The following is a 23,215-nucleotide window of genomic DNA, read 5'->3' as shown; positions in this document are numbered from 1 at the left end:
CGGCAGGATGGCCGCATGATTCGTCATGCGCGTGTCCTGCCGGTGCTGGTGCTGGCCCCGCTGCTGCTCGCCGCCTGCGGCTCCGAGAAGGCGGGCGACCCCGGCCCGTCCGCCTCCGCCGCCGGTCCGGCCGCGGCCCCCGGCACCGGCGAACTCGCCTCCCGCGCCCAGGCGATGGGCGTGGCACCCGAGCTGGTCTACGTCACCGAGGCCCCCGGCTTCACCCTCGCCCAGCAGTCCGTCGGCGTCCTCGGCGACGACGGCTTCTCCGCCACCTGGGTCGACGGCGAGACCAACGCGCTGCTACGGCTCGCCGTCGACCGGGGCACCATCACCGCCGCCACCTGCCCCGAGCAGCCCGTCGGCGACATGTCCGGCGAGCACACCACCTGCGAGCGCGACGGCAGCGCCTGGTACCGCACCGGTGCCGGACGCCACGAGTACGCGCTGCCCGAGGAGGGGCACGTCGTGCGCGTGTCCGCCGAGACGGACGCCGTACCGCGCGGCGTCCTGCGCGCGGCCGCCCTCGCCGCCCACCGCCCCGACGCCGCCGAGACCGACGCACTCCTGCCCTCGGCCGAGCCCGCGCCCAGCACGCCGGTCGAGCGCGGCGACCTGCCTCCGTTCGGCGACGGGGCCCCCGACAATCACGTGGACGTGGGCGGCTGACCCGGCCGCCCTCCCCGGCGCCCCGGTTACGCCGTGAAGGCCGCCACCGTGTCCAGTCCGGCCTGCCGCAGCGTCCGGTGGACGGACGGGCGGGCACCGCGCACGGTGAGGGTGACCGGCTCCGGCGTCCGGGTCACCGTCCGCAGCAGCGCGTAGGCGCAGGCCAGGTCGATGTGGTCCAGGCCGTTCATGTCCAGGGTCCAGGCCCCCGGCTCCCGCAGCCGCGGGTCGAGCAGCAGCTCCTCCAGCACGCCCAGGGCGGCGGCGTCCAGATCCCCGGAAAAGGCCAGCACCGCGTGCCGACCGTCGGCCTCGGCGATCCTCACGGGTGCGTCCGTCACGACAGCCTCCTCGATGGCCCAGTGCGTGCCTGGCGTGCGTGGTCTCCATTGTCCCCCAACCGTGGCGGCGACGGCGCCCCGGAATAGATCCCGGCGGCGCGGCGCTGAGTCTTGAGCGGTACGAGAGTGCGGCGAAGGGCTGGTGGGCGTATGCGGTCAGGCCAGACGAACCCCGTGGTCAGGACGGTTCACGGCGCGGTACGCGGCAGGTACGAGCACGGTGTCGCCGTGTTCCGGGGGATCCCCTACGCGGCTCCGCCCTTCGGACCGAACCGTTTCCGCCCGCCCGTCCCGCCCGAGCCCTGGGACGGCGTCCGCGACGCGGGCTCCTTCGGCCCCACGGCCCCGAAACCCCCCTACTCCGAGGCCTTCGCCCGGTACCTCTCCGACCCGGCGATCCCCGGCGACGACTGCCTCAACCTCAACGTCTGGACCCCCGAACCGGGCCCCGGCGCCCGCCTGCCGGTCCTGGTCTGGCTGCACGGCGGCGCCCTGACCAGGGGATCCTCCGCCGTACCGGTCTACGACGGCCACACCTTCGCCCGCGACGGCGTGGTCTGCGTGTCGATCAACTACCGACTGGGTGTGGAGGGCTACGGACTGTTCCCGGACGCCCCCGCCAACGCGGGCCTGCGCGACCAGATCGCCGCCCTGCGGTGGGTACGGGACTCCATCACCGCCTTCGGCGGCGATCCCGACCGGGTCACCGTCGCCGGCCAGTCCGCGGGCGCCATCAGCACCGGCGCGCTCCTCGCCGCCCCCGGGGCCCGGGGCCTGTTCCGGCGGGCCGTGCTCCAGAGCGGCGCACCCGAGGCCGCCGACCGCGACAAGGTGCGGCGCATGGTCCGCCGCATGGCCTCCCGGCTGAAGATCCCCGCCACCGCCGAGGCCTTCGCCGCCGCCGACCGCGACCAGCTGCTACGGGTCCAGGCCGAGGTGGGACGCTTCAGCAGCCCCGTACTGGGCGGCCCCGGCTTCGGCCTCGTCGTCGACGGCGACGTGCTGCCCCGCGATCCGCTGGAGGCGCTCGTCGACGGCGACGCGGCACCGGGCGTCGACCTCATGATGGGCTGGACCCGCGACGAATACCGGCTCTGGCTGGTCCCCGGCGGGCTCGTCGAACGCGTCGACCGGCTGGGCGCCGTGGCCCTCGCGGGCGCCCGCGCCCGCTGCCACTGCGGCAACGAGGTGGTACGCGGTTACCGCGCGCTGCGCCCCGGCGCGGGAGCCGCCGAGACCGTGGGCCAGCTCGTCACCGACCACCTGCTGCGCATCCCGATGCACCGCCTGGCCGACGCGCGGCCCGCCTCCGCGCACGTCTACGAGTTCGCCTGGCCGTCCAACCTGCCCGACCTCGGCGCCTGCCACGCCCTGGAACTGGGCTTCGTCTTCGACTCCGGCGACGGCCCCGACGCGCGCAGGCTCGCGGGCGAGGGCGCTCCGCAGGAGTTGGCCGACGCGATGCACGGGGCGTGGGTCCGGTTCGTGGAGTCCGGCGACCCCGGCTGGGCGCCCTGGGACGCCACGCACCCCGTCCGGGTCTTCGGCGACGGCGACCCGCACACGGTCCACGGCCCGCTCGACGCCGAGTACGACCTGTGGAAGGCCGACGTCAGCGAGCCCCGAACGCCCCGAGGAACGCGGCCCAGGCGCCTGGTCCGACGGTGACGTGTCCCTGCGGGGCTTTGGAGTCGCGGATGTGGATGGCGGTGGGTTCTTGGGCGACCTCTACGCACTGGCCGCCTTCGCTGCCGCTGTAGGTCGACTTGTGCCACTCGTGAGCTACTTCCACGCAGTTGCCGCCCTCGCTGCCGCTGTAGCTCGACTTGAACCACCGAAGTGCGGTGCTGCTCATTGCTCTCCCAGGAGACGGTCCAGCAGATCCCTCGTGTCCTCGGGGGTGAGGGCCTGAGACCGCAGCATCGCACATTTCTGCGTGAGGATCGCCACCTCATCGGGGTCGGCGATGAGTTGACTGCCGCGCTGGTTCTCCGTGTAGGCAAGCCGCTGGTGTTCTGGGGTTTCGAGCAGGACGAACGGGCCGTCCAGGGACGCGTGACTGGCGCGGTCCAAGGGCAGCACCTGGAGCATGAGCCCCGGCAGTTCCGAGCACGCGCGCAGGTGCCGCAGCTGCTCGCGCCACACGGTCCGTCCGCCGATCGGTGCCCGAACGACGGGCTCCCAGACCACGAAGCACGTGATCGGCGGCTCCTTGCCCTGGAGGATCCCCTGCCGCTCGATGCGTGCCGCCGCCAGTCGGGCGATCGTGTCCTCGTCGTAGAAGGGCACGCGACTGCGGAACACCGCCCACGCGTACGCCTCCGTCTGAAGCAGACCCGGCAGCACCTGGTTCTCGTACGAGGAGATGGCGATGGCCTCCCGCTCCCGGTCCAGGAACTCCTCCGCCCACAACGGGACCAGATCCACCTCCGGCATCTTGCTCAGCGCGATCGACAACGCCCCCTTGGTGCCGAGGAGTTCGTCGAGCTGCTCGGCGAGGTCCGGTTTCAGTGGCCGTCGGCCCTGTTCGATCGAGGCGATCTGCTGCTCGCCGATGACGAAGCGCTCGCCCAGGGACCGCTGGGTGTGTCCCGCCGCCTGCCGGTAGAGGGCGAGCAGCGCGCCCACCATCTTCATCGCGGAGGCGTTCCTCCGTGTCGTCGTGGCCATGAGGTCGAACTCCCCACCCATGCGCGTACGTTCACCAACGCGCACCCGTACAGACCGGCTGTACGGCCATGCGCACTGTCCCATCATGACCACGGAGCGTGACCCTCGTCACGTGAACAACGAAACTCCACCCCCGTCCCCACGTGAGCGTTTCTACCGCCGCGAGCGCCGGTCCGTCCCCGCCGCGCGGGCGTTCGCGAGGGAGGCGCTCGACGACTGGGGACTGCGCGCACGCGCGGACGACGTGGTGCTGTGCGTCAGCGAACTGGCGACCAACGCCCTGCTGCACGGCGTACCGCCCGGCCGGGGCTTCCTGCTGAAACTCGGGCTGCTGCCCGGCCGGGACGGCGTACGCGTCGAGGTCCACGACAGCGGGGACGGTGTGCCGGCCGTGCCCCTGGAGTCCCACGGGTCGGACGAGGGCGGGCGCGGGCTGCTGCTGGTGTCGGAGCTGGCGGACAAGTGGGGCGTGACGGAGCGGGGACCCGGCAAGGTCGTGTGGTTCGAGTGCGTCGTCCCGGCGGACTGACGGGGCACACCCGTCTGCCCTCGGGGGCCTTCACCAGATCTCCACGCCCCGTCACGTGCGACGCGTCAGGCCCAGCAGCCGTTCACGGTCGCGGCGAGGCCGTCCATGGCGTCCTTGATGTCGCTCGGGTCGGCCGTCGAGTTGTTCTCGATGAAGGAGAAGATGCGCCAGTCGCCGTCGTCGGTCTGCGTGACCCCGCTCAGGGCGATGGCACCGGTGAGCGTGCCGGTCTTCGCGTGCACCTTGCCGACGGCGCACTGGGAGTTGGGGTCGTCGAAGCGGCCCCACTCCGGGCCGAGGCTGGCCCCTGCCTCGCCCGCGACCGGCAGCCCCTCCAGGATCGAGCCCAGGGCGGGGGACTCCGTGATCGCGTCGAGGAGCTGCGCGAGCGTCGCGGCCGGGATGCGGTCGGCGCGGGACAGGCCGCTGCCGTCGTGCATCTCGAAGTTGTCGAGGGAGATGCCGTACGAGCTGAGCACCTGGCGGACCAGCGCGGTGCCGCTCTCGAAGGTGCCCGGCTTGCCCAGCTCCACGGCGGTCATCCGCAGCAGGGTCTCGGCGATGTTGTTGTCGCTGGTCTTGAGCATCTTCTTGACGATGTCCGACAGCGGCGCCGACTTGTGCTGCGCCACCGGCACGTCGGACTGCTTCGCCGTCGTGCGGCCCACCTCGCCGGTGACGGTGATGCCCTGCGCGGCGAGCTGCTTCGCGAAGACCTTGCCCGCGTCGATCGACGTGTCCTGGACGGCGGCGCCGTCCACGACGAGGGAACGGACCGGGGCGACCTCGGTGGGGTAGTAGCCCTCGTTCCAGCCCTCGGCGAGGCTCGGTTCGGCGAACAGGCTGTCGTCGACCCGGACCTGGACGTCGGTGCGGCCCGCCGCCTTGAGTCCGTCGGCGGCGGTCTTGGCCAGCGCGGCGACGTCCTCGCTCGTGAGGGTGCGATCACCGCCGCCGACGAGGGTGAGGGTGCCCTCGCCGTACACGACCTTGGTGGTGAACTCGTGGTTCGCACCCAGCAGCGTCAGGGCGGTGGTGGCCGTGGCGAGCTTGGCGTTGGAGGCCGGCATGAGGGCGGTGGAGCCGTTGTGGTCCCACAGGGCGGTGTCCGAGTCGGCGTCCAGGACGACGCCGCTGACGTCGGTGCCCAGGCGCTCGTCGGCGAGGCGCTCGTTGAGGTTCTTGACCAGCTGCGCGTCGTCGGCGGCGAGGTCGTCGACCGAGATGCCCTGGGTCCGCGGGGCGCTGTCGTCGGCGGCGAAGGCGGACGTTCCGGCCAGCGTGGCGGAGGCCACGGGCACGGCCATCGCGAGCACGAGGGCCCGGCGGGCGCCGACGCGGCTCACTCTCGCCCTGCGGTGCCTGCGCCGTCCGCCCGGGGTGAAGGTGTGCGTGGGGGTTTCGTCTGGCGTACCAGTCATGAAGTGAAGTCCAAAGATCGGTTACTTCGGTCTGTGGGGGTGAAGCGCTGGGCACGCTACCAGCCGTCATATGAAGGGCTGGGACGAAAATTGACGGGGTGTGAACATCCTGCGACCGAATGCCGGAACGGCCGTCGGAGCGAGGCCGCGACCGGGGTGCCGCCGCCGTCGGACGGGCAGTCGCGTTGCCCTTCAGTCCCCCGGGGCCCGAGTCACCGGGGCATCGCCCCGCCACCGGGCGCGCAGCACCGTGCCCCCGGCCACCGCCAGACCGACCACCGCACCGGCGGCGATCACCCGGCCCAGTCCCGAGCCGGTCCCGGTCACCGGTACCGCCGCGGCGGCCGCCACCACACCCGCTCCCGCGCAGGCCGCGACCGCCTCGCCCCACACCCGGGCGGTGCCGCGGCCCCACCGCCACGGCCAGGTCTCACTGGTCACCAGATAGGCGACCAGCAGCACGACCACACCGGCGCCCTCCCACCACTCCCGGTCCTCGAAGGCCGCGATCACCACGACGCCCGACGCCAGCAGCGTCGTACGGTGGCGCAGCAGCCGGTAGGACCACCAGACGGCCTCCATCGACGGCCGCCGGTCCAGTGAGGGCGCCGCCCACAGCGCGAAGGCGACCGCGCAGCCGAAGGGCACCGCGTCCCCGGCCGTTTCCACCGTGGCCCACGGGCGCCACGCCATCACGACGGCCGCCACCGCGAGCACCCGCACCGGCACGGTGCCGATCCAGTAGCCGAGGTACTCCCGCAGGCCGACCCGCGTGTCCAGTGCCGTCATCGCGCGCGCCCCCTTCCGCCGACCCGCCCCGCCAGCAGCGGTGCCAGCGCCAGATCCAGTGACTCGCCCTCGGTGTGCCGCAGCACCGGCACGCCGCTGTCGCGCAGCGCGAACCGCATCGCCTCGCGCTCCGCGCGCCACAGCCGCAGTCCCAACTCGCCCGCCTCGTCCCCCGGTTCCACCACCGGGTCCCCGCTCGGAATCTCGACGACGACCGGGCGGCGCCCGCGCGCCTGCAGATCGCGCAGCACCTGAAGGATCCGGGCGTCGCTGAGCGGGGTGAACACGTACACCAGGGCACCTTCCGGCAGCGCGGGCGGCGGGACCCGCTCCAGGCCGTCGCCGCCGAAGGAGCGGTCCTTGCGGACGTCGAGGACGCTCTCCACGATGCGGTAGAACGCCGCGTCCCCGGTGCCCGGCGCCAGCCACCGGGTGGTGCCGCCGGTCGAGACGACGCCCACCCGGTCGTGGGTGCGCAGATAGGCCCGGGTGAGCCCGGCCGCCGCCCGCACCGTCTCGTCCAGCGAGGACAGTCCGGTCACCGGGTCGACGACGTCCCCGAACGCGTCGATCAGCATCACCGTGTCGGCGGCCCGCTCGGCCGCGAACCGGTGCAGCTGCACCGACCCGCGCCGGGTCGTCGACGGCCAGTGGATGCGCCGCTGCCGCTCCCCGGGGACCCAGGGACCCACCCCGATGACCTCGACGCCCTCGCCGGACTGCGGCGAGGCGTGCTCGCCGAGCCGCTGCGGCAGCCGTACCGGGATGGGCGTGAACCGGGCCTGGGTGGCGCGCGGGAAGACGGACACCTCGGCCGCCTCGACCCGCACGGTGCGGCGCACGGTGCCGCCGGGGTCGTACACGTCGACGTCCACCGGGCCGAGCGACCAGCGGCCCCAGTGCAGCGCCGTGTGGCGCAGCGTCACCGTGGACGGGCCGACGACGACCTCGTCCAGGCGCAGGCCCGGCCCGAGCGTGACCCCGGGGTCCAGACGCACGGCGTCGCCGTCGTGGGCCACCGCGATGCGGACGGTGACCGTGTCGCCCTCGAAGCAGCGCCCCGGCTCGACGGTCGCCGACGTCTCGATCCGGCGGGCGTGGGCGCGGGGCAGCGCGAGCGCGAGCAGCACCAGCGGCGCCGCCGCGAGCGCCAGCAGCCACGCCCGGCCGGTGAGCAGCGCGGCGGCCAGTGCCACCACGGCGACGGTCAGCAGCCGCAGCGTGCGCTCACCGGGGCGCGGGCCGCCGGGCGGCGGGGGCGGCGGCTGCGTCGGGGAGGTGCGCCCCTCCAGGGCCCGGACCACCGCCGCCCCAGGCCGGGGCGCGGGTGTGGGCGCGGCACCCGGAGCCGGATCCGGTGCCGGTGTGGGCGCGGCAGCCGGTGACGGTGCCGGTCGCGGTGCGGGCGCGGTCACGACGACACGGCGGCGGTACGCCGCGTCGTGGGCGTGCCGACGCCGTCGACGATCTCGCGCAGCACGTCGTCCGTCGACATCTCCCGCACCCACAACTCCGGCCGCAGTGAAACCCGGTGGGCCAGCGCGGGCACCGCGAGGTCCTTGACGTCCTCCGGGACGACGTAGTCGCGGCCGTCCAGCACGGCGCGGGCGCGGGCGAGCTGGACCAGGGCGAGCCCGCCGCGCGGCGAGGCGCCGATGCTGATCTGCGGGTGCTCGCGGGTCGCGGCGACGAGCGCGACGGCGTACTCCAGCAGGTCGTCGTCGATCTCCACCCGCTCCACGACCGCCCGCCACGCCACCACGTCCTGCGGTCCCGCGAGCCGTTCGAGCACGGCCTCGGGCGCGGCCCGGTCGATCCGGGCCCGCAGCATGGCCAGCTCCTCGCGGGCGGTCAGATAGCCCATCCGCACCCGCAGCTGGAACCGGTCGAGCTGGGCCTCGGGCAGCGAGTACGTGCCCTCGTACTCCACCGGGTTGGCCGTCGCGATCACCAGGAAGGGGTCGGCGAGCGGCCGGGTCTCGCCGTCCACGGTCACCTGCGACTCGGCCATCGCCTCCAGCAGCGCGGCCTGGGTCTTCGGCGGCGTCCGGTTGATCTCGTCGGCGAGCAGCAGGTGCGTGAAGACCGGACCGGGGTGGAACACCATCTCGCCGGTGCGCTGGTCGTACAGCGGCGTTCCGGTGACGTCGGAGGGCAGCAGGTCGGGGGTGAACTGGATCCGGCGGAAGTCCAGGCCGAGGGTGGTGGCGAAGGAGCGGGCGAGGAGCGTCTTGCCGAGCCCCGGCAGGTCCTCGACGAGGACGTGGCCGCCGGCCAGCACGCCCAGCATCACGAGTTCGAGGGCGTCCGGCTTGCCGACGACGGCACGGCCGATCTCGCGCAGTACGGCACCGGCCTGCTCGCCGACCTGCTCGGCGGTGCGGAGCTGGGGCGTGGAGTCAGTCGTCACGTCGCTTGGTCCTTACCGGTACGGGGGCTACGGGTGGTGCGGGAGCTGCGGGTACGAGGCGCGCCGAGTGATTCGAGCCGGTCGACGAGGCGGCGCAGCACCTCGGCGGGCACCTCGCCGTCGGGCCCGGTGCCCGGCGGTACGGGGCCGAGCCAGGGCCACAGCTCGGGGCCGACCAGCTCGGCGGCCCGTTCGGGCTGGTGCTCCAGGGAGACGTGGTGGTGCTCGGCGAGCGCGGCGGCGTACAGGTGGCGCAGCTCGGTGCGGAGCACGGCACGGTAGTAGAGGGCGCCGTCGGGTCCGGTGGAGGTGGCCACGTTCCGTCGCCACTCGCCCATGCCGGGCAGCCGGGTCCGCAGCAGGCGCACCTCGTCCCGGTAGGAGGAGTCCAGGGCGCCCGCCCCGGCGACGTACCGGGCGGCGAGCAGGGCGACGGCGGTGAGCAGGGCCACGAGGGCCCCGGCCGCCTCGGCGCCGTCGAGGAGCAGGACGAGCAGGACGCCCGAACCGGCGATGGCGCCGCCGAGCAGTCCGAGACGGCGCAGGGTGAGCATGTCCTCGCCGGAGCTTCCCGCCGTGGAAGGGGTCATCGCCGGGCCTCCGGGTTCGGGTCGCCCGGGTTCCTGTCGCGGTCGCTCTGGTTTCCGTCCCCGTCGCCCGGGTTCCGGTCCCCGTCGCTCGCGCGGGCGTCGAGCAGGGACGCGATCTCCTCCAGCGAGTCCGCCGCGGCCTGTCGGTGCGCGGCGTCCATCGGGTGCGAGGAGTAGCGGGCCTCGCGGAAGAGCGCGGTGAGCCGCGGTGCGGCGGGGCCCGGCGTGAAGCCCGCACCGGCGGCGCGGGCGAGCAGGTCGGCGGGGCTGTCGGAGGCGTGGCGCGGCACCCCGGACGCGACCAGGGCGTCCTCCATCGCGGCGTAGCAGGCGATGACGGCCGCCCGGGCGTCGTCCTCGGTGCCGGACAGGGCGCGGCGGCCCGACCGCACGGCGGACAGCAGCAGCCGCGCGTCGTCGTCCCCCGTCGCGGCGCCCGCGAGCCCCGGGCGCTGCGGCACCCTCAGCCCGAAGCGCCGCAGCCGCCGTACGACGGCCACCACGACGAGCACGACGGCGACCGCGGCCAGCAGCACGAGCACCAGGTACAGCGGCAGGGAGGAGTGGTCCGTCGAGCCGGGCCGCTCCTGGGGCGGGAGCGAGGCGAGGGTCGGCGTGGGCATCGGGTCCGTCGCCGGGGGCGGGGGCGGTCCCGACGTGCTGTCGCCGGTGGAGAACCGGTGCAGGACCAGGGCGAGGACGCCGACCACGCCCGCCGTGGCGAGCAGCAGGGGTGCGGCGGCCTCGCGCAGCCGCTCCTCACCCGGCGGCAGCGACAGGCGGTCGGCGCCGAAACGGTGGCGCAGGCGCTGGACGGCCGTCCACGCCCCGAACGTCCAGACGGCCGAGATCCCGATCGCCACGAAGCCCCAGTGGCCCAGCGGCCCCCGGCCGGAGTGCAGCAGCCCCTCCGCGGGGCGCAGCGCGAGCGCGGCGACGGCCAGCGCGGCGACCACCGCGGCGGCGAGCACCACCCCCGGCGCCGCCCGCTGTGGTGTCCGCTCCCCGTGCGCCATGCCGCCCCCCGCCGAACCCGTCGCCCCCCGAACGCCTGTTCACGGCAATCTTGGCACACGCCGCCCGGTCACTCCCGGGCCAGGGCCCGGGCGATCGACGCGATGGTCGGCGGGCCCACCCGGCAGCAGCCGCCGACCAGCCGGGCCCCGTGCTCCCGCCAGTCCCGCACCCGCCCGGCCGCGAACGACGAACGCCCCCGCCAGCAGCGGGACTTCGCGTCCCAGGCCTCTCCGCTGTTGGGGTAGGCGACGACCGGCTTGCCGGTGACGCGGGCGGCGGTCCGCACCGCGCCGGACACGTCCTCGGGGGCACAGCAGTTGACGCCCACCGCGACCACCTCCGCCGCGTCGGCGGCCAGGGCGAAGGCCTCCTCCAGCGGCTGACCGGCACGCGTGCGGTCCCCGGCCACCGTGTACGACAGCCAGGCGGGCACGCCCAGCCCGCGCACCGCCCGCAGCAGCGCCGCCGCCTCCCGCGTGTCCGGGACGGTCTCCAGCGCGAGGACGTCGGGCCGTGCCGCGGCCAGCGCCTCCAGGCGGGGCCGGTGGAACCGCTCCAGCTCGCCCGTGGTCAGGCCGTAGCGGCCCCGGTACTCCGAGCCGTCCGCGAGCATCGCCCCGTACGGGCCGGCCGACGCCGCCACCCACAGCCGGCGGTCCGGGCGGCCCGCCCGGGCCCGGCGGGCGGCCTCCCGCGCCGACTCGACGCCCAGGGCGAACAGCCCGGCGGCCCGCTCCGGTCCGATGCCGCGCCGGGCGAAGCCCTCGAAGGTGGCCTGATAGGTGGCGGTGATGGCCACGTCCGCGCCCGCCTCGAAGTAGGCGAGGTGGGCCCGGGTGAGCGCCTCGGGGTCCTCGGTGAGCAGCCGGGCCGACCACAGTGCGTCACCCAGGTCGTGCCCGGCCGCCTCCAGCTCGTTGGACAGCCCGCCGTCGAGCACGAGCGGGCCGGAGGCGAGGGCGTCGGCGAAGTCGCTGGTCATGCCTTTGAGGCTACGACTCCGCCGCCCGCGCTCCGGGGCCTTGTCCCCCGAGCGAGCTACGGGCAGGTGTCCACCGTGAGGTGACGATCCGCGGCCGCCGGATCCGTAGCGTCCGGTGCAGCAGCCGGGGCACCGAAGTCCCCGGCCCGACCGAGGAGTTCCCCGTGAGATTCGTCTGGCAGTTCCTGGCCGTGCTGGCGGCCTACGCCATCGGCGGTGCGGCCATCCAGGCGGTGCAGGACAACGACTGGCTCACCCTGGTCGTCGGCCTCACCGCGGCCGCGCTGGTGGTCTTCGTGTACGCCTGGGTGGTGCGGCGGACCGAGCGCCGGCAGGCCCTGGACGTGGCCCTGGAGGGCGCCGCGGCGAAGGCCGGCTGGGGGACGCTGATCGGCGTCGGCATGTTCTCCGCCGTCATCGTGAACCTCTACACCTCCGGGCACTACGAGGTCGACGGGCTCGGCTCGGTGCAGGGCGCGATCGGACTGGTCGGCTTCATGGCCGGGGCCGCCGCGACCGAGGAGGTCGTCTACCGAGGGGTGCTGTTCCGGATCATCGAGGAGCACATCGGCACCTACCTCGCGCTGGCCCTGACCGGCCTGGTGTTCGGGCTCTCGCACCTGCTCAACGAGGACGCCACCCTGTGGGGCGCCGTCGCCATCGCCATCGAGGCCGGGTTCATGCTCGCCGCCGCCTACGCCGCCACCCGCAACCTGTGGCTGACCATCGGCGTGCACTTCGGCTGGAACTTCGCCGCGGGCGGCGTCTTCAGCACCGTCGTGTCCGGCAACGGCGACAGCGAGGGCCTGCTGGACGCCACCATGTCGGGTCCGAAGCTGCTCACCGGCGGCGACTTCGGCCCGGAGGGCAGCGTCTACTCGGTGGGCTTCGGGGTGCTGCTGACCCTGGTGTTCCTGTGGCTGGCGCACCGGCGCGGGAACATCGTGCGGTTCGGTGCCCGGCGCCGTGCCGCGGGCGTCAACTCCGCCGCTACACTTCCCCGGTGATCGATCGCCGACGGGTCCTGGAACGGTGGCGCCGGCTGGACGTCACGGTCCGGGACCTTCCGTTCGGGGTGCTCCTCCTCGTCGCCTCGCTCCTGCCGCAGCTGCGCGGTCAGGGCACGGAGATCGGCGGCCTGCCGACCCGTCCCGCCGACGCGCTGGCCGGGGTGGCCGCCGTCCTGCAGTCCGTTCCGCTGGCCGTGCGCCGGCGGTGGACGCTCGTCTGCCTCGCCCTGGTCTCGCTCGGCTTCGCCCTCGACCAACTGCGCGGCTACCACCTGTTCGCGGGCGCCGCGCTGCCCATCGTGCTGATCAACGCGGGCAACCACCAGGAGAAGTACCGGCGGGCCACGCAGGTCGCCGCCACCCTGGCCTACGTGGCCATGGCCGTCGGGCTGAACGCGCGCGGCGGCGACGAAACGCTGGTCGAGTACCTGACGTTCTACCTGATCCTCGCCCTGGCCTGGGGCATCGGCGCCTGGATGCGCTCCGCGCGCGCCGCGGAGGCCGACCGCCGCGCCCGGGTCGCCGAGGACGCCCGCAACGCCGAACGCACCCGCATCGCCCGCGAGTTGCACGACGTCGTGACCCATCACGTGACGGCGATGGTCGTGCAGTCCGAGGCGGCCCGCTACCTGACCGCCGCACCCGACCGGCTCGACGAGACGCTGGCCGCCGTCAGCGACACCGGCCGCCGCGCCATCACCGACCTGCGGCACCTGCTCGACCTCCTCAACCCCGACCACGGCACCGCCGAGCCCAGGACGCCCCCCGTCGGCCGGGTGCTCACCCTGGTCGAGCAGACCCGCCGGGCCGGACAGCCGGTGGAGTTCACCGAGGAGGGCACCCCGGCGGCGGCGACCGGCAGCTCCGACCTCGTGGCCTACCGCGTGGTGCAGGAGGCCCTGACCAACGCCCTCAAGTACGACCACGGCGGCCGGACCTCGGTCCTGGTGCGCCACGGAGAACGGGAGATCACGGTGGAGGTGGGCACGGACGGCTCCGGCACGGCGGCCGCGTCCCCCGGCGGCAGCGGGCGGGGACTGGCCGGCCTGCGGGAGCGGGTCGACGTGCTGGGCGGCGAGTTCAGCGCGGACCGTGCCAAGGACGGCGGCTTCGTCGTCCGGGCCCGGATACCCGGGGGCAGCGGGATCAACGGGAGCGGCGGGAGCAGCGGGGGGAGCACGTCATGAGCGCGCCGGTCCGGGTCGTGATCTGCGACGACCAGGCACTGATCCGCACCGGTCTGACGACCATCGTCGACGCCCAGCCCGACCTGGAGGTGGTCGGCGAGTGCGGGGACGGGCGGACCGGGGTCGACCTGGCCCGCGAACTGCGCCCGGACGTCGTGGTGATGGACATCCGCATGCCGGTGCTCGACGGCCTGGAGGCCACCCGCCTGCTCGCCGGAGCCGGCGTCGAGCACCCCGTCAAGGTGCTCGTGGTGACCACCTTCAACCTCGACGAGTACGTCTACGAGGCGCTGCGCGCGGGCGCCAGCGGCTTCCTGCTCAAGGACGCGCCGCCGGACCGGCTGCTGCACGGCATCCGCACCGTGGCCATGGGCGCGGCCCTGCTCGACCCCGACGTGACGCGCCGCCTGGTCGGCCGGTACGCGGCCCGGATCCGCCCCGCCGAGGGCACCGCGCGGGACATCCCGCTCACCCCCAGGGAGCTGGAGGTCCTGCGCCTGATCGCCGACGGGCTGTCCAACAGCGAGATCGCCGCGGCCCTCGTGATCAGCCCCGAGACCGTCAAGACCTTCGTCTCCCGCATCCTCACCAAGCTCGACCTCCGCGACCGGGTCCAGGCGGTCGTCTTCGCCTACCGCCACGGGCTGGTGACCTGAGCCGCCGGAGGCCCGCTCAGCTCCGCAGCCGACCGCGCATCTGCGACAGACGCCGGTCGAAGCGGAGGTTGTACCAGGTCAGCCAGCCCATGAACACGACGGCCAGGCCGAGCATCGCGCTCCCGGCACCGACCGACCCCGAGGCGAACCACAGGGCCGACGTACCGAAGAAGATGAGCGCCAGCACCGGGAACGCCCACCAGCGGTTGCGGCGCAGCCGCTCCTGGCGGGAGTCGACCAGCGCCGCCATCGCCCGCCGCCGCTCGGGGTCCCGGGGCGCCGGTCCGCCCTTGAGGATCTGCCGCTCCATGCCGGGCACGTCCTGCGGTTCCGCGCCGACGGCTCCGGCGTCGCGCACGCGCCGGCGACGCACCCACCACACGATCCAGGCGGCCGCCGGCACCGCGCCCACCACGGCCGACGGCCACGCCGACGCGCCGTTCATGAGCAGTCGTACCCCGACGCCCACGACCAGCGCGGTCACACCGATGGCCCAGAGCCTGTCCCGCCGACGCGGCCGCGGCCGGTCGTCGCCTCTGTCTGCGCTCGCCATGTCACCTCTCCTGGAGAAGACGGGGAAGTCCCGTGCGCACCGGATACCCCCGAACCTCCGGAACACTTCGGCCGCGGCCGAAGCAACCGGGCCATAGCGTGCGGGACATGAGCGACACGAACACCGCCACCGCCACCGCGCCCGCCGACGCCGTCACCGGCATGGTCGACCACGTCCTGGCCCTGGCCGAGACCTGGACCCGCTGGGACGGGACACTCGCCCACGTCGACGGCCGCGTCTACACCCCGCACAAGGCAATCCGGCGGGTCGCCGACCACCTGGTCGACCACCTCGCGGAGCTGGAGGCCCGGCTGGCGGGCGAGCAGACGCAGCCCGACCACTGGCACGCCTCCCTGGTCACCACGGACGCCGACCGCGCCCGCTTCACCGCCGAGGACCTCGACGAGGCCCGCAGCCGCCTCACCCGGCTCGCCCGCATCTGGGCCAACCGCCTCGACGCGCTCACCGACGAACAGCTCGACCACTCGCCCGGCGAGGGCTGGAGCTTCCGCGAACTCGCCGCACACCTCGCCGAGTCGGTGTACTACGCCGACGCGGTGGGTGACCTCGCGTGACCGCCTTCGCCGCCCTGCACCGCGCCGGTGCACCCCTGCTGCTGCCCTGCGCCTGGGACCACGCCTCGGCGCTCGCCCTCGCGGGCCAGGGCTTCGGTGCCGTCGGCACGACCAGCCTCGGCGTCGCGGCGGCGGCCGGACTGCCCGACGGGGCGTCGGCGACCCGCGACGAGACCCTGCGGCTGGCCCTCACCCTCGGCTCGGCCCCCTTCCTGCTCTCCGTCGACGCGGAGGACGGCTTCAGTGACGATCCGGACGAGGTGGGGGAGTTCGTCCGGGAGCTGGCGGCGGTCGGCGCCGTCGGGATCAACCTGGAGGACGCTCTGGGACCGGCGGACCGGCACGCCGCGAAGATCGCCGCGGTCCGCTCGGCCGCGCCCGGCCTGTTCGTCAACGCCCGTACGGACACCTACTGGTCGGGCGACGGCGACCCGGCGGAGACGGTGCGGCGCCTTTCGGCCTACCGCGAGGCCGGTGCCGACGGGGTCTTCGTCCCCGGGCTCACCGACCCGGCCCGCATCGCGTTCCTCGCCGCCCGTTTCGACGTGCCCCTCAACGTCCTGTACTCGCCCGCCGGGCCCACCCTCGCCCACCTGGCCGACCTCGGCGTCCGCCGGGTCAGCCTCGGCTCGCTGCTCTACCGGCGCGCGCTGGGCGCCGCCCTGGAGACGGCCGCCGGCATCCGGGCGGGCCGGGCCCCGGACGGTGCGACGCCCGCGTACGACGAGGTGCGGGCGATGAGCCGGCCCGCACCCGGCACCCCCTAGGCGCGCGGCCAGTTCTCCAGGGCCACGTGCAGCGCCTCGACCACCTTGTCCCAGGACGCCTGCACGTCGCGCGGGGCGCCGAAGCCGCCGGAGGCCTCCAGCGCGCAGTACCCGTGGAAGGTGCTGCGCAGCAGGCGCACCGCGTCGGTGAGGTCGGGCTCGGTCAGGCCGTAGGCGCGCAGCATGCCGTGGGTGATCTCGGCGGTGCGGCGCAGGGTGGGGGAGTCGGCGGCCAGGGACTGGTCGATACGGATCTGGGTGGCGGCGTAGCGGCCCGGGTGGCGCAGGGCGTACGCCCGGTAGGCGCCCGCGAAGGCGGCCAGCGCCTCCTTCCCGGCCCGGCCGGCCACCGCGTCGGCGATCTCCTCGATCAGCTCGCCGCCGGCCAGCAGCGCGATCCGCACCCGCAGGTCCTGGAGGTTGCGCACGTGCGTGTACAGGCTGGCGTCCTTGACCCCGAAGTGCCGGGCGAGCGCCGAGACGGTGACCGCCTCGAACCCGGACGCGTCGGCGAGGTCGGCGGCCGCGGCGACCACACGGTCCGTGGTAAGACCCACTCGGGGCATGGGCCACCTTCCTGAAACCTAGGAGTCCTAGGTTTCATGCTAGGTCAGGAAGCGCGGCAGCCGCGGATCACCCATGAGTCGTTCAACGTTCACCTTCCACGCCGATTCTCCTCGGAGCCGCGCACGGCGGCGGTCTTCGGGAGGAACACTCATGGGGCACGGACACGGACACGGACACACCCACGGCCACCACCACGGTCACCCGCACGGCCACGACCACGAGCACGACACCGCGCCGGCCCTGCCCGCCGCCTTCGACACCAGCGTCCCCGACGAGGCCCTGAGCCCCGAACAGCAGTCGCGCCGCGGCCTGCTGCGCCGCGCGGGCCTGCTCGGCGCCGGACTGGCCGCCGGCACCGTCCTCGCCCAGACCGCCACCGCCGCCCCCGCGCGGGCCGCGGGCAACGGCCGCCGCGGCAAGGGCTTCCTCTGGCTCGCGGGCGATCACCACATCCACACCCAGTACAGCAGCGACGGCAAGTACCGCGTCGTCGACCAGGTGCGCCAGGGTGCCCGGCACGGCATGGACTGGCTGGTCATCACCGACCACGGCGGCGGCACCCACGCCAGGATCGGGGTGGACAAGGTCAACCCGGACATCCGGGAGGCGCGGTCCGCGTACGAGGACACCCTCGTCTTCCAGGGCCTGGAGTGGAACATCCCGGCCGCCGAGCACGGCACCGTCTTCGTCCACCCCGGCAAGCACGAGGTCTCCGTCCTCAAGCAGTTCGAGACCGACTACGACGGCAGTGTGAAGGGTGCCACCGACTCCACGCCCGCCAACGAGGCCCTCGCCATCGCCGGTCTCTCCTTCCTCGCCGACCAGGTCAAGCGGCGCAAGGTCAAGGACGCCCTGATGCTCGCCAACCACCCGGCGCGCAAGGGCATCGACTCCCCGCACGAGATCCGCGCCTGGCGTGACGCCACCTCCCGCGGCCACCAGATCGCCGTCGGCTTCGAGGGCGCCCCGGGCCACCAGGCGGGCGGTCTGCCCAAGCCCCTCGGCCCGGGCGGCGCCCGCGGCATCTACGACGGCAGCCCGAGCGCCAACTCCTTCGCCGGCTACCCGCTGGAGAGCTACCGCACCTGGGGCGGCTTCGACTGGATGACCGCCACCGTCGGCGGCCTGTGGGACAGCCTCCTCGCCGAGGGCCGCCCCTGGTGGATCACCGCCAACTCCGACTCCCACCAGGTCTACGCCGACACCGGCGCCCGCGGCGGCGGCGACTTCAACGCCAACGGCCGCTACGACGACCCCGTCTACGGCGGGCAGATCGACATCACCCAGAACGACTTCTGGCCCGGCCAGTACAGCCGCACCCACGTCGGCTCCGACGGCTTCTCCTACGCCGCCGTCATGGACGGCATCCGGGCCGGCCGCATCTGGGTCGACCACGGCCAGCTCATCAGCGGCCTCGACGTCCGCGTCTCGGGCGGCGGCCGCTGGGCCACCCTCGGCGGCGCCCTGCACGTCCGCAAGGGCACCCGGGTCACCCTGTCCGTCGAGGTCGCCCTGGCCGGCGGCCCCAACTGGGCGGGCTTCGTCCCCGAACTGGCCCGCGTGGACGTCATCCAGGGCGACGTGACCGGCCCGGCCGCCGACAAGGACGCGTTCACCGCGCCGACCGCCCGGGTCGTCAAGTCGTACGAGGTGAACAAGGACAGCGGCACCGTCCGCCTCACGTACGACCTCGGCCGCGTCGACCGCCCCGTCTACCTCCGCACCCGCGGCACGGACGGCAACCGGTCCGCCGTCGGTTCGCTGGGCGCCAAGGTCGACCCGGCGGGCCCCGCCATCGACGTCGTGGGCGACGCCGACCCGTGGCGGGACCTGTGGTTCTACTCCAACCCCGTCTGGGTGCTGCCGTCGTGACCCCGGCCGCCGCGCCGTACGTCCTCGGCATCGACACCGACGCGACCACCCTGCGCGAGGCCGATCACCTGCTCCGGGCGCTGGCGGCCGAACTCTCCCTACCCGAGGGCGTGTTCGGCTGCACGCACCTGGTGCGGGACGGCCGCCCGCGGGTCGCCCTGTCGCTGGCCGCCGAGGCCGAGCCGGTCCTGCGCACCGCCCGGGACCGGCTCACCGCCCGGGGGTACGCGGTCCGCGACGGCGCCTGGGACGAGACCGGCCGCGCCGTGCTCTACCCGGGCGCGGCCGCCCTCACCGGCACCCTCACGCTCGCCGAGCTGCTCGCCCGCTCCGCGATCGACCGGGTGACCGTCCTGGGCACGGCGGACCAACCCGCCCCGGACACCCGGCTGGTCACCCGGGAGCACGTCCGCCCGCACTGGCAGGACGGCCGTCTGGTGCTGGCCGCCATGCCCGCGGCGGGCGGCACCCTGGTGCCGTTCGAGGACCCCGACCCGACACCCTGCTGCGCCGATCACTGACCCAGCCCGGACCCGGCGGCGCGGGGTGCTCAGCCCGCGAGCACCCCGCGCACGAAGGCGTTGGTGAACTTCCCCGCCGGGTCCAGCGCCGCCACCAGCGCCCGGAAGTCGCCCAGCCGCGGGTACAGCGCGCGCAACTGGTCCGCCGGGGTCGTGAACACCTTCCCCCAGTGCGGACGGGCCGCGAACGGGGCCAGCGCCTCCTCCAGCCGCCCCACCACCGGCAGCACCGCCGCCGTGTCCTCGACCCAGGTGAAGTGCGCCGCCACGGTGTCCCGGCCGTAGGACGGGCTCAGCCACTGCTCGTCGGCGGCGACCGTGCGGATCTCGCAGGTCTGCAGCACCGGCGCGAGCGTCTGCCGTATCGCGTCCATCGCGTGCAGCGCGGCCAGCGCGTGCTCCCGGGGCATCAGGTACTCCGACTGCAGCTCGGCGCCGCTGCTGGGGGTGAACTCGGCCCGGAAGTGCGGCAGCCGCTCGTGCCAGGGCCCCGGCACCCCGAACTGCTCCGTGCAGTTGACCGCGGGCATGCCCGGCACCGGGTGCATCTTCTCGACGGCCGCGGGGGCGTGCGGGAAGCCGTCCAGCGGCTGGTCGGTGCGCCGCTTCAGCCACACCTGCCGGAAACCGGGCGCCCGCCAGTCGGTGAACAGGCTCACGCTGTACGCCGCCGCCATCACCGTCCCCAGCGCCGCCGGGTCCAGCCCGGCCAGCGGCAGCTCGGTGAAGACGTGCTGCTCCACCTCGTAGGCCGGCTCCAGGTCGAGCGTGAGCGAGGTCACCACGCCCAGCGCGCCGAGCGAGGTCACCGCACCGCCGAACCGCTCGTCGCCCCGCGCGATCACCGCGGTCGAACCGTCCGCCAGGACCAGTTCCACCTCGCGCACCACCGACGCCAGCGGCCCGTTGCCCACCCCGGAGCCGTGCGTGCCGGTCGCCACCGACCCGGCGACCGAGATGTGCGGCAGCGAGGCCATGTTCGCCAGCGCCAGCCCCCGCGCGTGCACCGCCCGGGCCAGCTCCGCGTACCGCACCCCGCCGCCGACCCGCACCGTACGGGCCGCCGTGTCCACGTCCACCTCGGCCGGCAGGTCCGCCAGCGACAGCAGGACGCCGCCGTCGCCCGGCTCGGCGATCTCGTTGAAGGAGTGCCCGCTGCCCAGCACCCGCACCCGGGCGGCGTCCGCCACCAGGGCCCGCAGCGCGTCCAGGGAGCGCGGCCGCAGCAGCTCCTTGGCGGTGTACGTGATGTTTCCGGCCCAGTTGGTCACCGTGATGTCGCTCATAGCGCGGAAACCTACCCGGCGCGCCCGGAGGGGGACCCGGGAGGGAAGCCGCCACCGCGGGGGCATACCGTGAGAAGTCGAACGCCGGAGCTGGGAGGAGACACGGGATGGACAGCCGTACCGCGCTGGTCGAGGATCTGATGGAGCGGTTCCCGAACGTACCGCGCGAGGCCGTCTTCAAGGAGGACCTGCTGCGCGGCGGCGTCGCCTTCGACCCCTCCGCCCTCAGCGACAACGAGTCCGGCGAGGTCAAGCCGAAGTCGTACTTCATCTTCTCCTTCGACCACGGCACCCTGCCCGAGCTGGGCGAGGCCGCCCTGCGCCGCCCGCCCGAGGAGATCATCCTCACCGGCGGCCCCTACGACCTGCGCCGCACCGTCGTCTCGGTCCGCGTGAACCCGTCCTCGCCCTACCGCGTGGCGGCCGACGAGCACGACCAGCTCGGCCTCTACCTCGACGGCAAGCGCATCGCCGACGTCGGCGTACCGCCCATGCCCGAGTACTACCGGCACAAGCTCTCCAACGGGAAGTCGGTCATGGAGGTGGCCCCGACCATCCAGTGGGGCTACCTGATCTACCTGACCGCCTTCCGCGTCTGCCAGTACTTCGGCGCCAAGGAGGAGTGCCAGTACTGCGACATCAACCACAACTGGCGCCAGCACAAGGCCGCCGGGCGGCCGTACACCGGCGTGAAGGACGTCGACGAGGTCCTGGAAGCGCTGGAGATCATCAACAAGTACGACACCGCGAAGATCTCCACCGCGTACACGCTCACCGGCGGCGCGATCACGTCGAAGGTCCAGGGCCTGGACGAGGCCGACTTCTACGGGCGGTACGCCAAGGCCATCGAGGAGCACTTCCCCGGCCGCTGGATCGGCAAGGTCGTCGCCCAGGCCCTGCCCAAGCCGGACGTCCAGCGCTTCAAGGACTACGGCGTGCAGATCTACCACCCCAACTTCGAGGTGTGGGACGAGTACCTGTTCAAGATGTACTGCCCCGGCAAGGAGCGGTACGTCGGCCGCGACGAGTGGCACCGGCGCATCCTGGACTCCGCGGACGTCTTCGGCGCCCGCAACGTCATCCCCAACTTCGTCGCGGGCGTCGAGATGGCCGAGCCCTTCGGCTTCAAGACCGTCGACGAGGCCATCGACTCCACCACCGAGGGCCTGCGCTTCTTCATGTCGCACGGCATCACCCCGCGCTTCACCACCTGGTGCCCCGAACCCACCACCCCGCTCGGCAAGACCAACCCCGACGGCGCCCCGCTGGAGTACCACATCCGGCTCCTGCAGGCCTACCGCCAGACCATGGAGGACTTCGGGCTCTCCTCGCCCCCCGGCTACGGCCCGCCCGGCGCCGGCAACGCGGTCTTCTCGGTCAGCTCCTTCATGGACAGCCTGCCGGCGGACGCGCCCGTGGAGGTCTGAGCCGGAGGGTTCGTGGTTATTCGGTGGCGCGGCCCTCGGCCGCGCGGCTAAGGTGACCGATGTTCGAGCGGCGGCCCAACGGGGCCGCCGACAGGGATCTTGCCGAGGAGGTGTCGACCATGGCTGTCACTGTGACGGGCGCTGCCCGCATCCAGGAGTCCATCGAGTCCACCTCCGCGGCCGCCGGCTGATCTCAGCCGCTCCCTGAGCCCTCGCGCCGGGGCCGCACCCTGAAGGGTCACCCCTTGACTTCCACGTCTTCCACCTCGTCCGCTTCCTCCGCCTCCACCCACTCCGCCCTGTCCGCGTACGGCTGGGACGACTCCTGGGCCGACGCGTTCGCGCCGTACGCCGCCGAAGGGCTGCTGCCCGGACGGGTCGTGCGGGTCGACCGCGGGCAGTGCGACGTCGTCACCGCGCACGGTGTGCTGCGCGCCGACACCGCGTTCGTCACGCCCCACGACCCGCTGCGCGTCGTGTGCACCGGCGACTGGGTCGCCGTCGAACCGGACGGCAACCCGCGCTACGTACGGACGTGTCTGCCCCGCCGTACGGCCTTCGTGCGCTCCACCTCCTCCAAGCGGTCCGAGGGGCAGATCCTCGCGGCCAACGTCGACCACGCGATCGTCGCCGTGTCGCTCGCCGTCGAGCTGGACCTCGCCCGGATCGAACGGTTCCTCGCCCTCGGCTGGGAATCCGGGGCCCAGCCCCTGGTCGTCCTCACCAAGGCCGACCTCGTGCCCGACCCGGTGACCCTGGCGTACCTCGTCCAGGACGTAGAGACCACCGCGCCCGGGGTGCCGGTGCTGCCGGTCAGCGCCGAGCAGGGCGAGGGGCTCGACGTGCTCGCCGCCGTCGTCTCCCAGGGCACCGCCGTGCTGCTCGGGCAGTCCGGCGCCGGCAAGTCCACCCTCGCCAACGCGCTGCTCGGCGAGGACGTCATGGGGGTCCAGGCCATCCGCGACGTCGACGGCAAGGGCCGGCACACCACCACCACCCGCAACCTCCTCGCCCTGCCCGGCGGGGGAGTGCTGATCGACACCCCCGGGCTGCGGGGCGTCGGGCTCTTCGACGCGGGCAGCGGGGTGGACCAGGTGTTCGCCGAGATCGCGGAGCTGGCCGAGGACTGCCGGTTCCACGACTGCGCCCACGACAGCGAGCCGGGCTGCGCCGTCCTCGCCGCCATCGACAGCGGTGCGCTGCCCGAGCGGCGGCTGGAGAGCTACCGCAAGCTGATGCGGGAGAACCAGCGCATCGTCGCCAAGACCGACGCCCGGGTGCGGGCCGAGATGCGCAAGGAGTTCAAGCGCCGGGGCGCCATCGGCAAGGCCGCCATGGAGGCCAAGCGGGGCGGCCTGCGGTAGCCCGGCCGCCGC

At 74.0% G+C, this 23,215-nt stretch carries 25 protein-coding genes; 12 read left to right on the top strand and 13 right to left on the bottom strand.

Going from position 1 to position 23,215, the window contains the following annotated elements; translation table 11 throughout:
- The first annotated feature begins 15 nt into the window (after positions 1-15).
- Positions 16-669, top strand: a complete 654-nt coding sequence (locus K7854_RS06130) for a hypothetical protein (RefSeq protein ID WP_226025322.1) — start codon at positions 16-18, stop codon at positions 667-669.
- 26 nt (positions 670-695) lie between these two features.
- On the opposite strand, the gene K7854_RS06125 is transcribed toward K7854_RS06130, so the two are convergent.
- A complete protein-coding gene (locus K7854_RS06125; protein ID WP_226025321.1) occupies positions 696-1,010 on the bottom strand; it encodes an STAS domain-containing protein in 315 nt (104 codons plus the stop codon).
- Positions 1,011-1,160: 150 nt separating this feature from the next.
- Here K7854_RS06125 and K7854_RS06120 point away from each other — a divergent pair, with 150 nt between their 5' ends.
- Positions 1,161-2,678, top strand: a complete 1,518-nt coding sequence (locus K7854_RS06120; protein ID WP_226025320.1) for a carboxylesterase/lipase family protein — start codon at positions 1,161-1,163, stop codon at positions 2,676-2,678.
- On the opposite strand, the gene K7854_RS06115 is transcribed toward K7854_RS06120, so the two are convergent.
- Both K7854_RS06115 and K7854_RS06110 read right to left on the bottom strand, forming a co-directional pair.
- On the bottom strand, positions 2,623-2,865 hold the full coding sequence (locus K7854_RS06115; protein ID WP_226025319.1) for a DUF397 domain-containing protein: 243 nt from the start codon (positions 2,863-2,865) through the stop codon (positions 2,623-2,625). The two genes, K7854_RS06120 and K7854_RS06115, sit on opposite strands and share 56 nt — an antisense overlap.
- The gene (locus K7854_RS06110; protein ID WP_226025318.1) at positions 2,862-3,680 is read right to left on the bottom strand and encodes a helix-turn-helix domain-containing protein; all 819 of its coding nucleotides are present in this window, start codon (positions 3,678-3,680) and stop codon (positions 2,862-2,864) included. Before K7854_RS06110 ends, K7854_RS06115 begins: the two co-directional genes overlap by 4 nt.
- An 85-nt stretch (positions 3,681-3,765) precedes the next feature.
- Here K7854_RS06110 and K7854_RS06105 point away from each other — a divergent pair, with 85 nt between their 5' ends.
- Positions 3,766-4,209, top strand: coding sequence for an ATP-binding protein (locus K7854_RS06105; RefSeq protein WP_226025317.1), 444 nt, complete (start codon positions 3,766-3,768; stop codon positions 4,207-4,209).
- A 65-nt stretch (positions 4,210-4,274) separates the two neighbouring features.
- On the opposite strand, the gene dacB is transcribed toward K7854_RS06105, so the two are convergent.
- The 7 genes from dacB to mmuM form a co-directional block, all read right to left on the bottom strand.
- Positions 4,275-5,630, bottom strand: coding sequence for a D-alanyl-D-alanine carboxypeptidase/D-alanyl-D-alanine endopeptidase (gene dacB / locus K7854_RS06100; RefSeq protein ID WP_226025316.1), 1,356 nt, complete (start codon positions 5,628-5,630; stop codon positions 4,275-4,277).
- 192 nt (positions 5,631-5,822) lie between these two features.
- Positions 5,823-6,419 (bottom strand): hypothetical protein, encoded by a 597-nt coding sequence (locus tag K7854_RS37440; protein WP_264086976.1) that lies wholly within the window; start codon positions 6,417-6,419, stop codon positions 5,823-5,825.
- Entirely contained in the window at positions 6,416-7,723 is a 1,308-nt protein-coding gene (locus K7854_RS06090; RefSeq protein WP_372481003.1) for a DUF58 domain-containing protein, read from the bottom strand. Before K7854_RS06090 ends, K7854_RS37440 begins: the two co-directional genes overlap by 4 nt.
- A 107-nt stretch (positions 7,724-7,830) precedes the next feature.
- On the bottom strand, positions 7,831-8,829 hold the full coding sequence (locus K7854_RS06085; RefSeq protein WP_226025314.1) for an AAA family ATPase: 999 nt from the start codon (positions 8,827-8,829) through the stop codon (positions 7,831-7,833).
- Positions 8,826-9,419 (bottom strand): hypothetical protein, encoded by a 594-nt coding sequence (locus K7854_RS06080; RefSeq protein WP_226025313.1) that lies wholly within the window; start codon positions 9,417-9,419, stop codon positions 8,826-8,828. Before K7854_RS06080 ends, K7854_RS06085 begins: the two co-directional genes overlap by 4 nt.
- The gene (locus tag K7854_RS06075; RefSeq protein WP_226025312.1) at positions 9,416-10,435 is read right to left on the bottom strand and encodes a DUF4129 domain-containing protein; all 1,020 of its coding nucleotides are present in this window, start codon (positions 10,433-10,435) and stop codon (positions 9,416-9,418) included. The genes K7854_RS06080 and K7854_RS06075 overlap by 4 nt, the downstream gene beginning before the upstream one ends.
- 68 nt (positions 10,436-10,503) lie before the next feature.
- Positions 10,504-11,418 (bottom strand): homocysteine S-methyltransferase, encoded by a 915-nt coding sequence (gene mmuM, locus K7854_RS06070; protein WP_226025311.1) that lies wholly within the window; start codon positions 11,416-11,418, stop codon positions 10,504-10,506.
- Between the two features lie 164 nt (positions 11,419-11,582).
- On the opposite strand from mmuM, the gene K7854_RS06065 reads away from it, so the two are divergent.
- From K7854_RS06065 to K7854_RS06055, 3 genes are read left to right on the top strand one after another with little or no spacing between them, the layout of a single operon-like run.
- On the top strand, positions 11,583-12,425 hold the full coding sequence (locus tag K7854_RS06065) for a CPBP family intramembrane glutamic endopeptidase (protein ID WP_226025310.1): 843 nt from the start codon (positions 11,583-11,585) through the stop codon (positions 12,423-12,425).
- A complete protein-coding gene (locus tag K7854_RS06060) occupies positions 12,422-13,615 on the top strand; it encodes a sensor histidine kinase (protein ID WP_226025309.1) in 1,194 nt (397 codons plus the stop codon). The genes K7854_RS06065 and K7854_RS06060 overlap by 4 nt, the downstream gene beginning before the upstream one ends.
- Entirely contained in the window at positions 13,612-14,271 is a 660-nt protein-coding gene (locus K7854_RS06055; protein ID WP_226025308.1) for a response regulator, read from the top strand. Before K7854_RS06060 ends, K7854_RS06055 begins: the two co-directional genes overlap by 4 nt.
- A 16-nt stretch (positions 14,272-14,287) precedes the next feature.
- Here K7854_RS06055 and K7854_RS06050 read toward each other — a convergent pair whose 3' ends face one another.
- Positions 14,288-14,824: a hypothetical protein gene (locus K7854_RS06050; protein ID WP_226025307.1), complete on the bottom strand. Its 537-nt coding sequence runs from the start codon at positions 14,822-14,824 to the stop codon at positions 14,288-14,290.
- Positions 14,825-14,931: 107 nt separating this feature from the next.
- Here K7854_RS06050 and K7854_RS06045 point away from each other — a divergent pair, with 107 nt between their 5' ends.
- The gene (locus K7854_RS06045; protein ID WP_226025306.1) at positions 14,932-15,399 is read left to right on the top strand and encodes a hypothetical protein; all 468 of its coding nucleotides are present in this window, start codon (positions 14,932-14,934) and stop codon (positions 15,397-15,399) included.
- Positions 15,396-16,166, top strand: coding sequence for an isocitrate lyase/PEP mutase family protein (locus tag K7854_RS06040; protein WP_226025305.1), 771 nt, complete (start codon positions 15,396-15,398; stop codon positions 16,164-16,166). Before K7854_RS06045 ends, K7854_RS06040 begins: the two co-directional genes overlap by 4 nt.
- Here K7854_RS06040 and K7854_RS06035 read toward each other — a convergent pair.
- The gene (locus K7854_RS06035) at positions 16,163-16,732 is read right to left on the bottom strand and encodes a TetR/AcrR family transcriptional regulator (protein WP_226025304.1); all 570 of its coding nucleotides are present in this window, start codon (positions 16,730-16,732) and stop codon (positions 16,163-16,165) included. The two genes, K7854_RS06040 and K7854_RS06035, sit on opposite strands and share 4 nt — an antisense overlap.
- 151 nt (positions 16,733-16,883) lie before the next feature.
- Here K7854_RS06035 and K7854_RS06030 point away from each other — a divergent pair, with 151 nt between their 5' ends.
- Positions 16,884-18,605, top strand: a complete 1,722-nt coding sequence (locus K7854_RS06030; RefSeq protein ID WP_226025303.1) for a PHP domain-containing protein — start codon at positions 16,884-16,886, stop codon at positions 18,603-18,605.
- Positions 18,602-19,126 carry a hypothetical protein gene (locus tag K7854_RS06025; RefSeq protein ID WP_226025302.1) on the top strand — a complete coding sequence of 175 codons (525 nt, stop codon included), beginning with the start codon at positions 18,602-18,604 and terminating at the stop codon, positions 19,124-19,126. The genes K7854_RS06030 and K7854_RS06025 overlap by 4 nt, the downstream gene beginning before the upstream one ends.
- Before the next feature lie 29 nt (positions 19,127-19,155).
- On the opposite strand, the gene K7854_RS06020 is transcribed toward K7854_RS06025, so the two are convergent.
- Positions 19,156-20,412, bottom strand: a complete 1,257-nt coding sequence (locus K7854_RS06020) for an FAD-binding protein (RefSeq protein ID WP_226025301.1) — start codon at positions 20,410-20,412, stop codon at positions 19,156-19,158.
- Between the two features lie 107 nt (positions 20,413-20,519).
- Here K7854_RS06020 and K7854_RS06015 point away from each other — a divergent pair, with 107 nt between their 5' ends.
- Both K7854_RS06015 and rsgA read left to right on the top strand, forming a co-directional pair.
- Positions 20,520-21,839, top strand: coding sequence for a radical SAM protein (locus tag K7854_RS06015; protein ID WP_226025300.1), 1,320 nt, complete (start codon positions 20,520-20,522; stop codon positions 21,837-21,839).
- 245 nt (positions 21,840-22,084) lie between these two features.
- Positions 22,085-23,203: a ribosome small subunit-dependent GTPase A gene (gene rsgA / locus K7854_RS06010; RefSeq protein ID WP_226025299.1), complete on the top strand. Its 1,119-nt coding sequence runs from the start codon at positions 22,085-22,087 to the stop codon at positions 23,201-23,203.
- Positions 23,204-23,215: the final 12 nt, after the last annotated feature.

This window comes from Streptomyces hyderabadensis (genome assembly GCF_020404845.1).
Taxonomy (GTDB): domain Bacteria; phylum Actinomycetota; class Actinomycetes; order Streptomycetales; family Streptomycetaceae; genus Streptomyces; species Streptomyces hyderabadensis.
Note: the sequence above shows the minus strand (reverse complement) of the source record. Positions and strands in the feature narration are given on the sequence as shown.

Bases quoted from the DNA above. Each gene is read 5' to 3' on its own strand.
- mmuM (WP_226025311.1), bottom strand. From the start codon at position 11,418: ATGACCAGCGACTTCGCCGACGCCCTCGCCTCCGGCCCGCTCGTGCTC.
- K7854_RS06030 (WP_226025303.1), top strand. From the start codon at position 16,884: ATGGGGCACGGACACGGACACGGACACACCCACGGCCACCACCACGGT.
- K7854_RS06080 (WP_226025313.1), bottom strand. From the start codon at position 9,419: ATGACCCCTTCCACGGCGGGAAGCTCCGGCGAGGACATGCTCACCCTG.
- K7854_RS06035 (WP_226025304.1), bottom strand. From the start codon at position 16,732: ATGCCCCGAGTGGGTCTTACCACGGACCGTGTGGTCGCCGCGGCCGCC.
- K7854_RS06020 (WP_226025301.1), bottom strand. From the start codon at position 20,412: ATGAGCGACATCACGGTGACCAACTGGGCCGGAAACATCACGTACACC.
- K7854_RS06120 (WP_226025320.1), top strand. From the start codon at position 1,161: ATGCGGTCAGGCCAGACGAACCCCGTGGTCAGGACGGTTCACGGCGCG.
- K7854_RS06115 (WP_226025319.1), bottom strand. From the start codon at position 2,865: ATGAGCAGCACCGCACTTCGGTGGTTCAAGTCGAGCTACAGCGGCAGC.
- K7854_RS06075 (WP_226025312.1), bottom strand. From the start codon at position 10,435: ATGGCGCACGGGGAGCGGACACCACAGCGGGCGGCGCCGGGGGTGGTG.
- K7854_RS06050 (WP_226025307.1), bottom strand. From the start codon at position 14,824: ATGGCGAGCGCAGACAGAGGCGACGACCGGCCGCGGCCGCGTCGGCGG.
- K7854_RS06130 (WP_226025322.1), top strand. From the start codon at position 16: ATGATTCGTCATGCGCGTGTCCTGCCGGTGCTGGTGCTGGCCCCGCTG.
- dacB (WP_226025316.1), bottom strand. From the start codon at position 5,630: ATGACTGGTACGCCAGACGAAACCCCCACGCACACCTTCACCCCGGGC.
- K7854_RS06015 (WP_226025300.1), top strand. From the start codon at position 20,520: ATGGACAGCCGTACCGCGCTGGTCGAGGATCTGATGGAGCGGTTCCCG.
- K7854_RS06110 (WP_226025318.1), bottom strand. From the start codon at position 3,680: ATGGCCACGACGACACGGAGGAACGCCTCCGCGATGAAGATGGTGGGC.
- K7854_RS06105 (WP_226025317.1), top strand. From the start codon at position 3,766: ATGACCACGGAGCGTGACCCTCGTCACGTGAACAACGAAACTCCACCC.
- K7854_RS06045 (WP_226025306.1), top strand. From the start codon at position 14,932: ATGAGCGACACGAACACCGCCACCGCCACCGCGCCCGCCGACGCCGTC.
- K7854_RS06055 (WP_226025308.1), top strand. From the start codon at position 13,612: ATGAGCGCGCCGGTCCGGGTCGTGATCTGCGACGACCAGGCACTGATC.
- K7854_RS37440 (WP_264086976.1), bottom strand. From the start codon at position 6,419: ATGACGGCACTGGACACGCGGGTCGGCCTGCGGGAGTACCTCGGCTAC.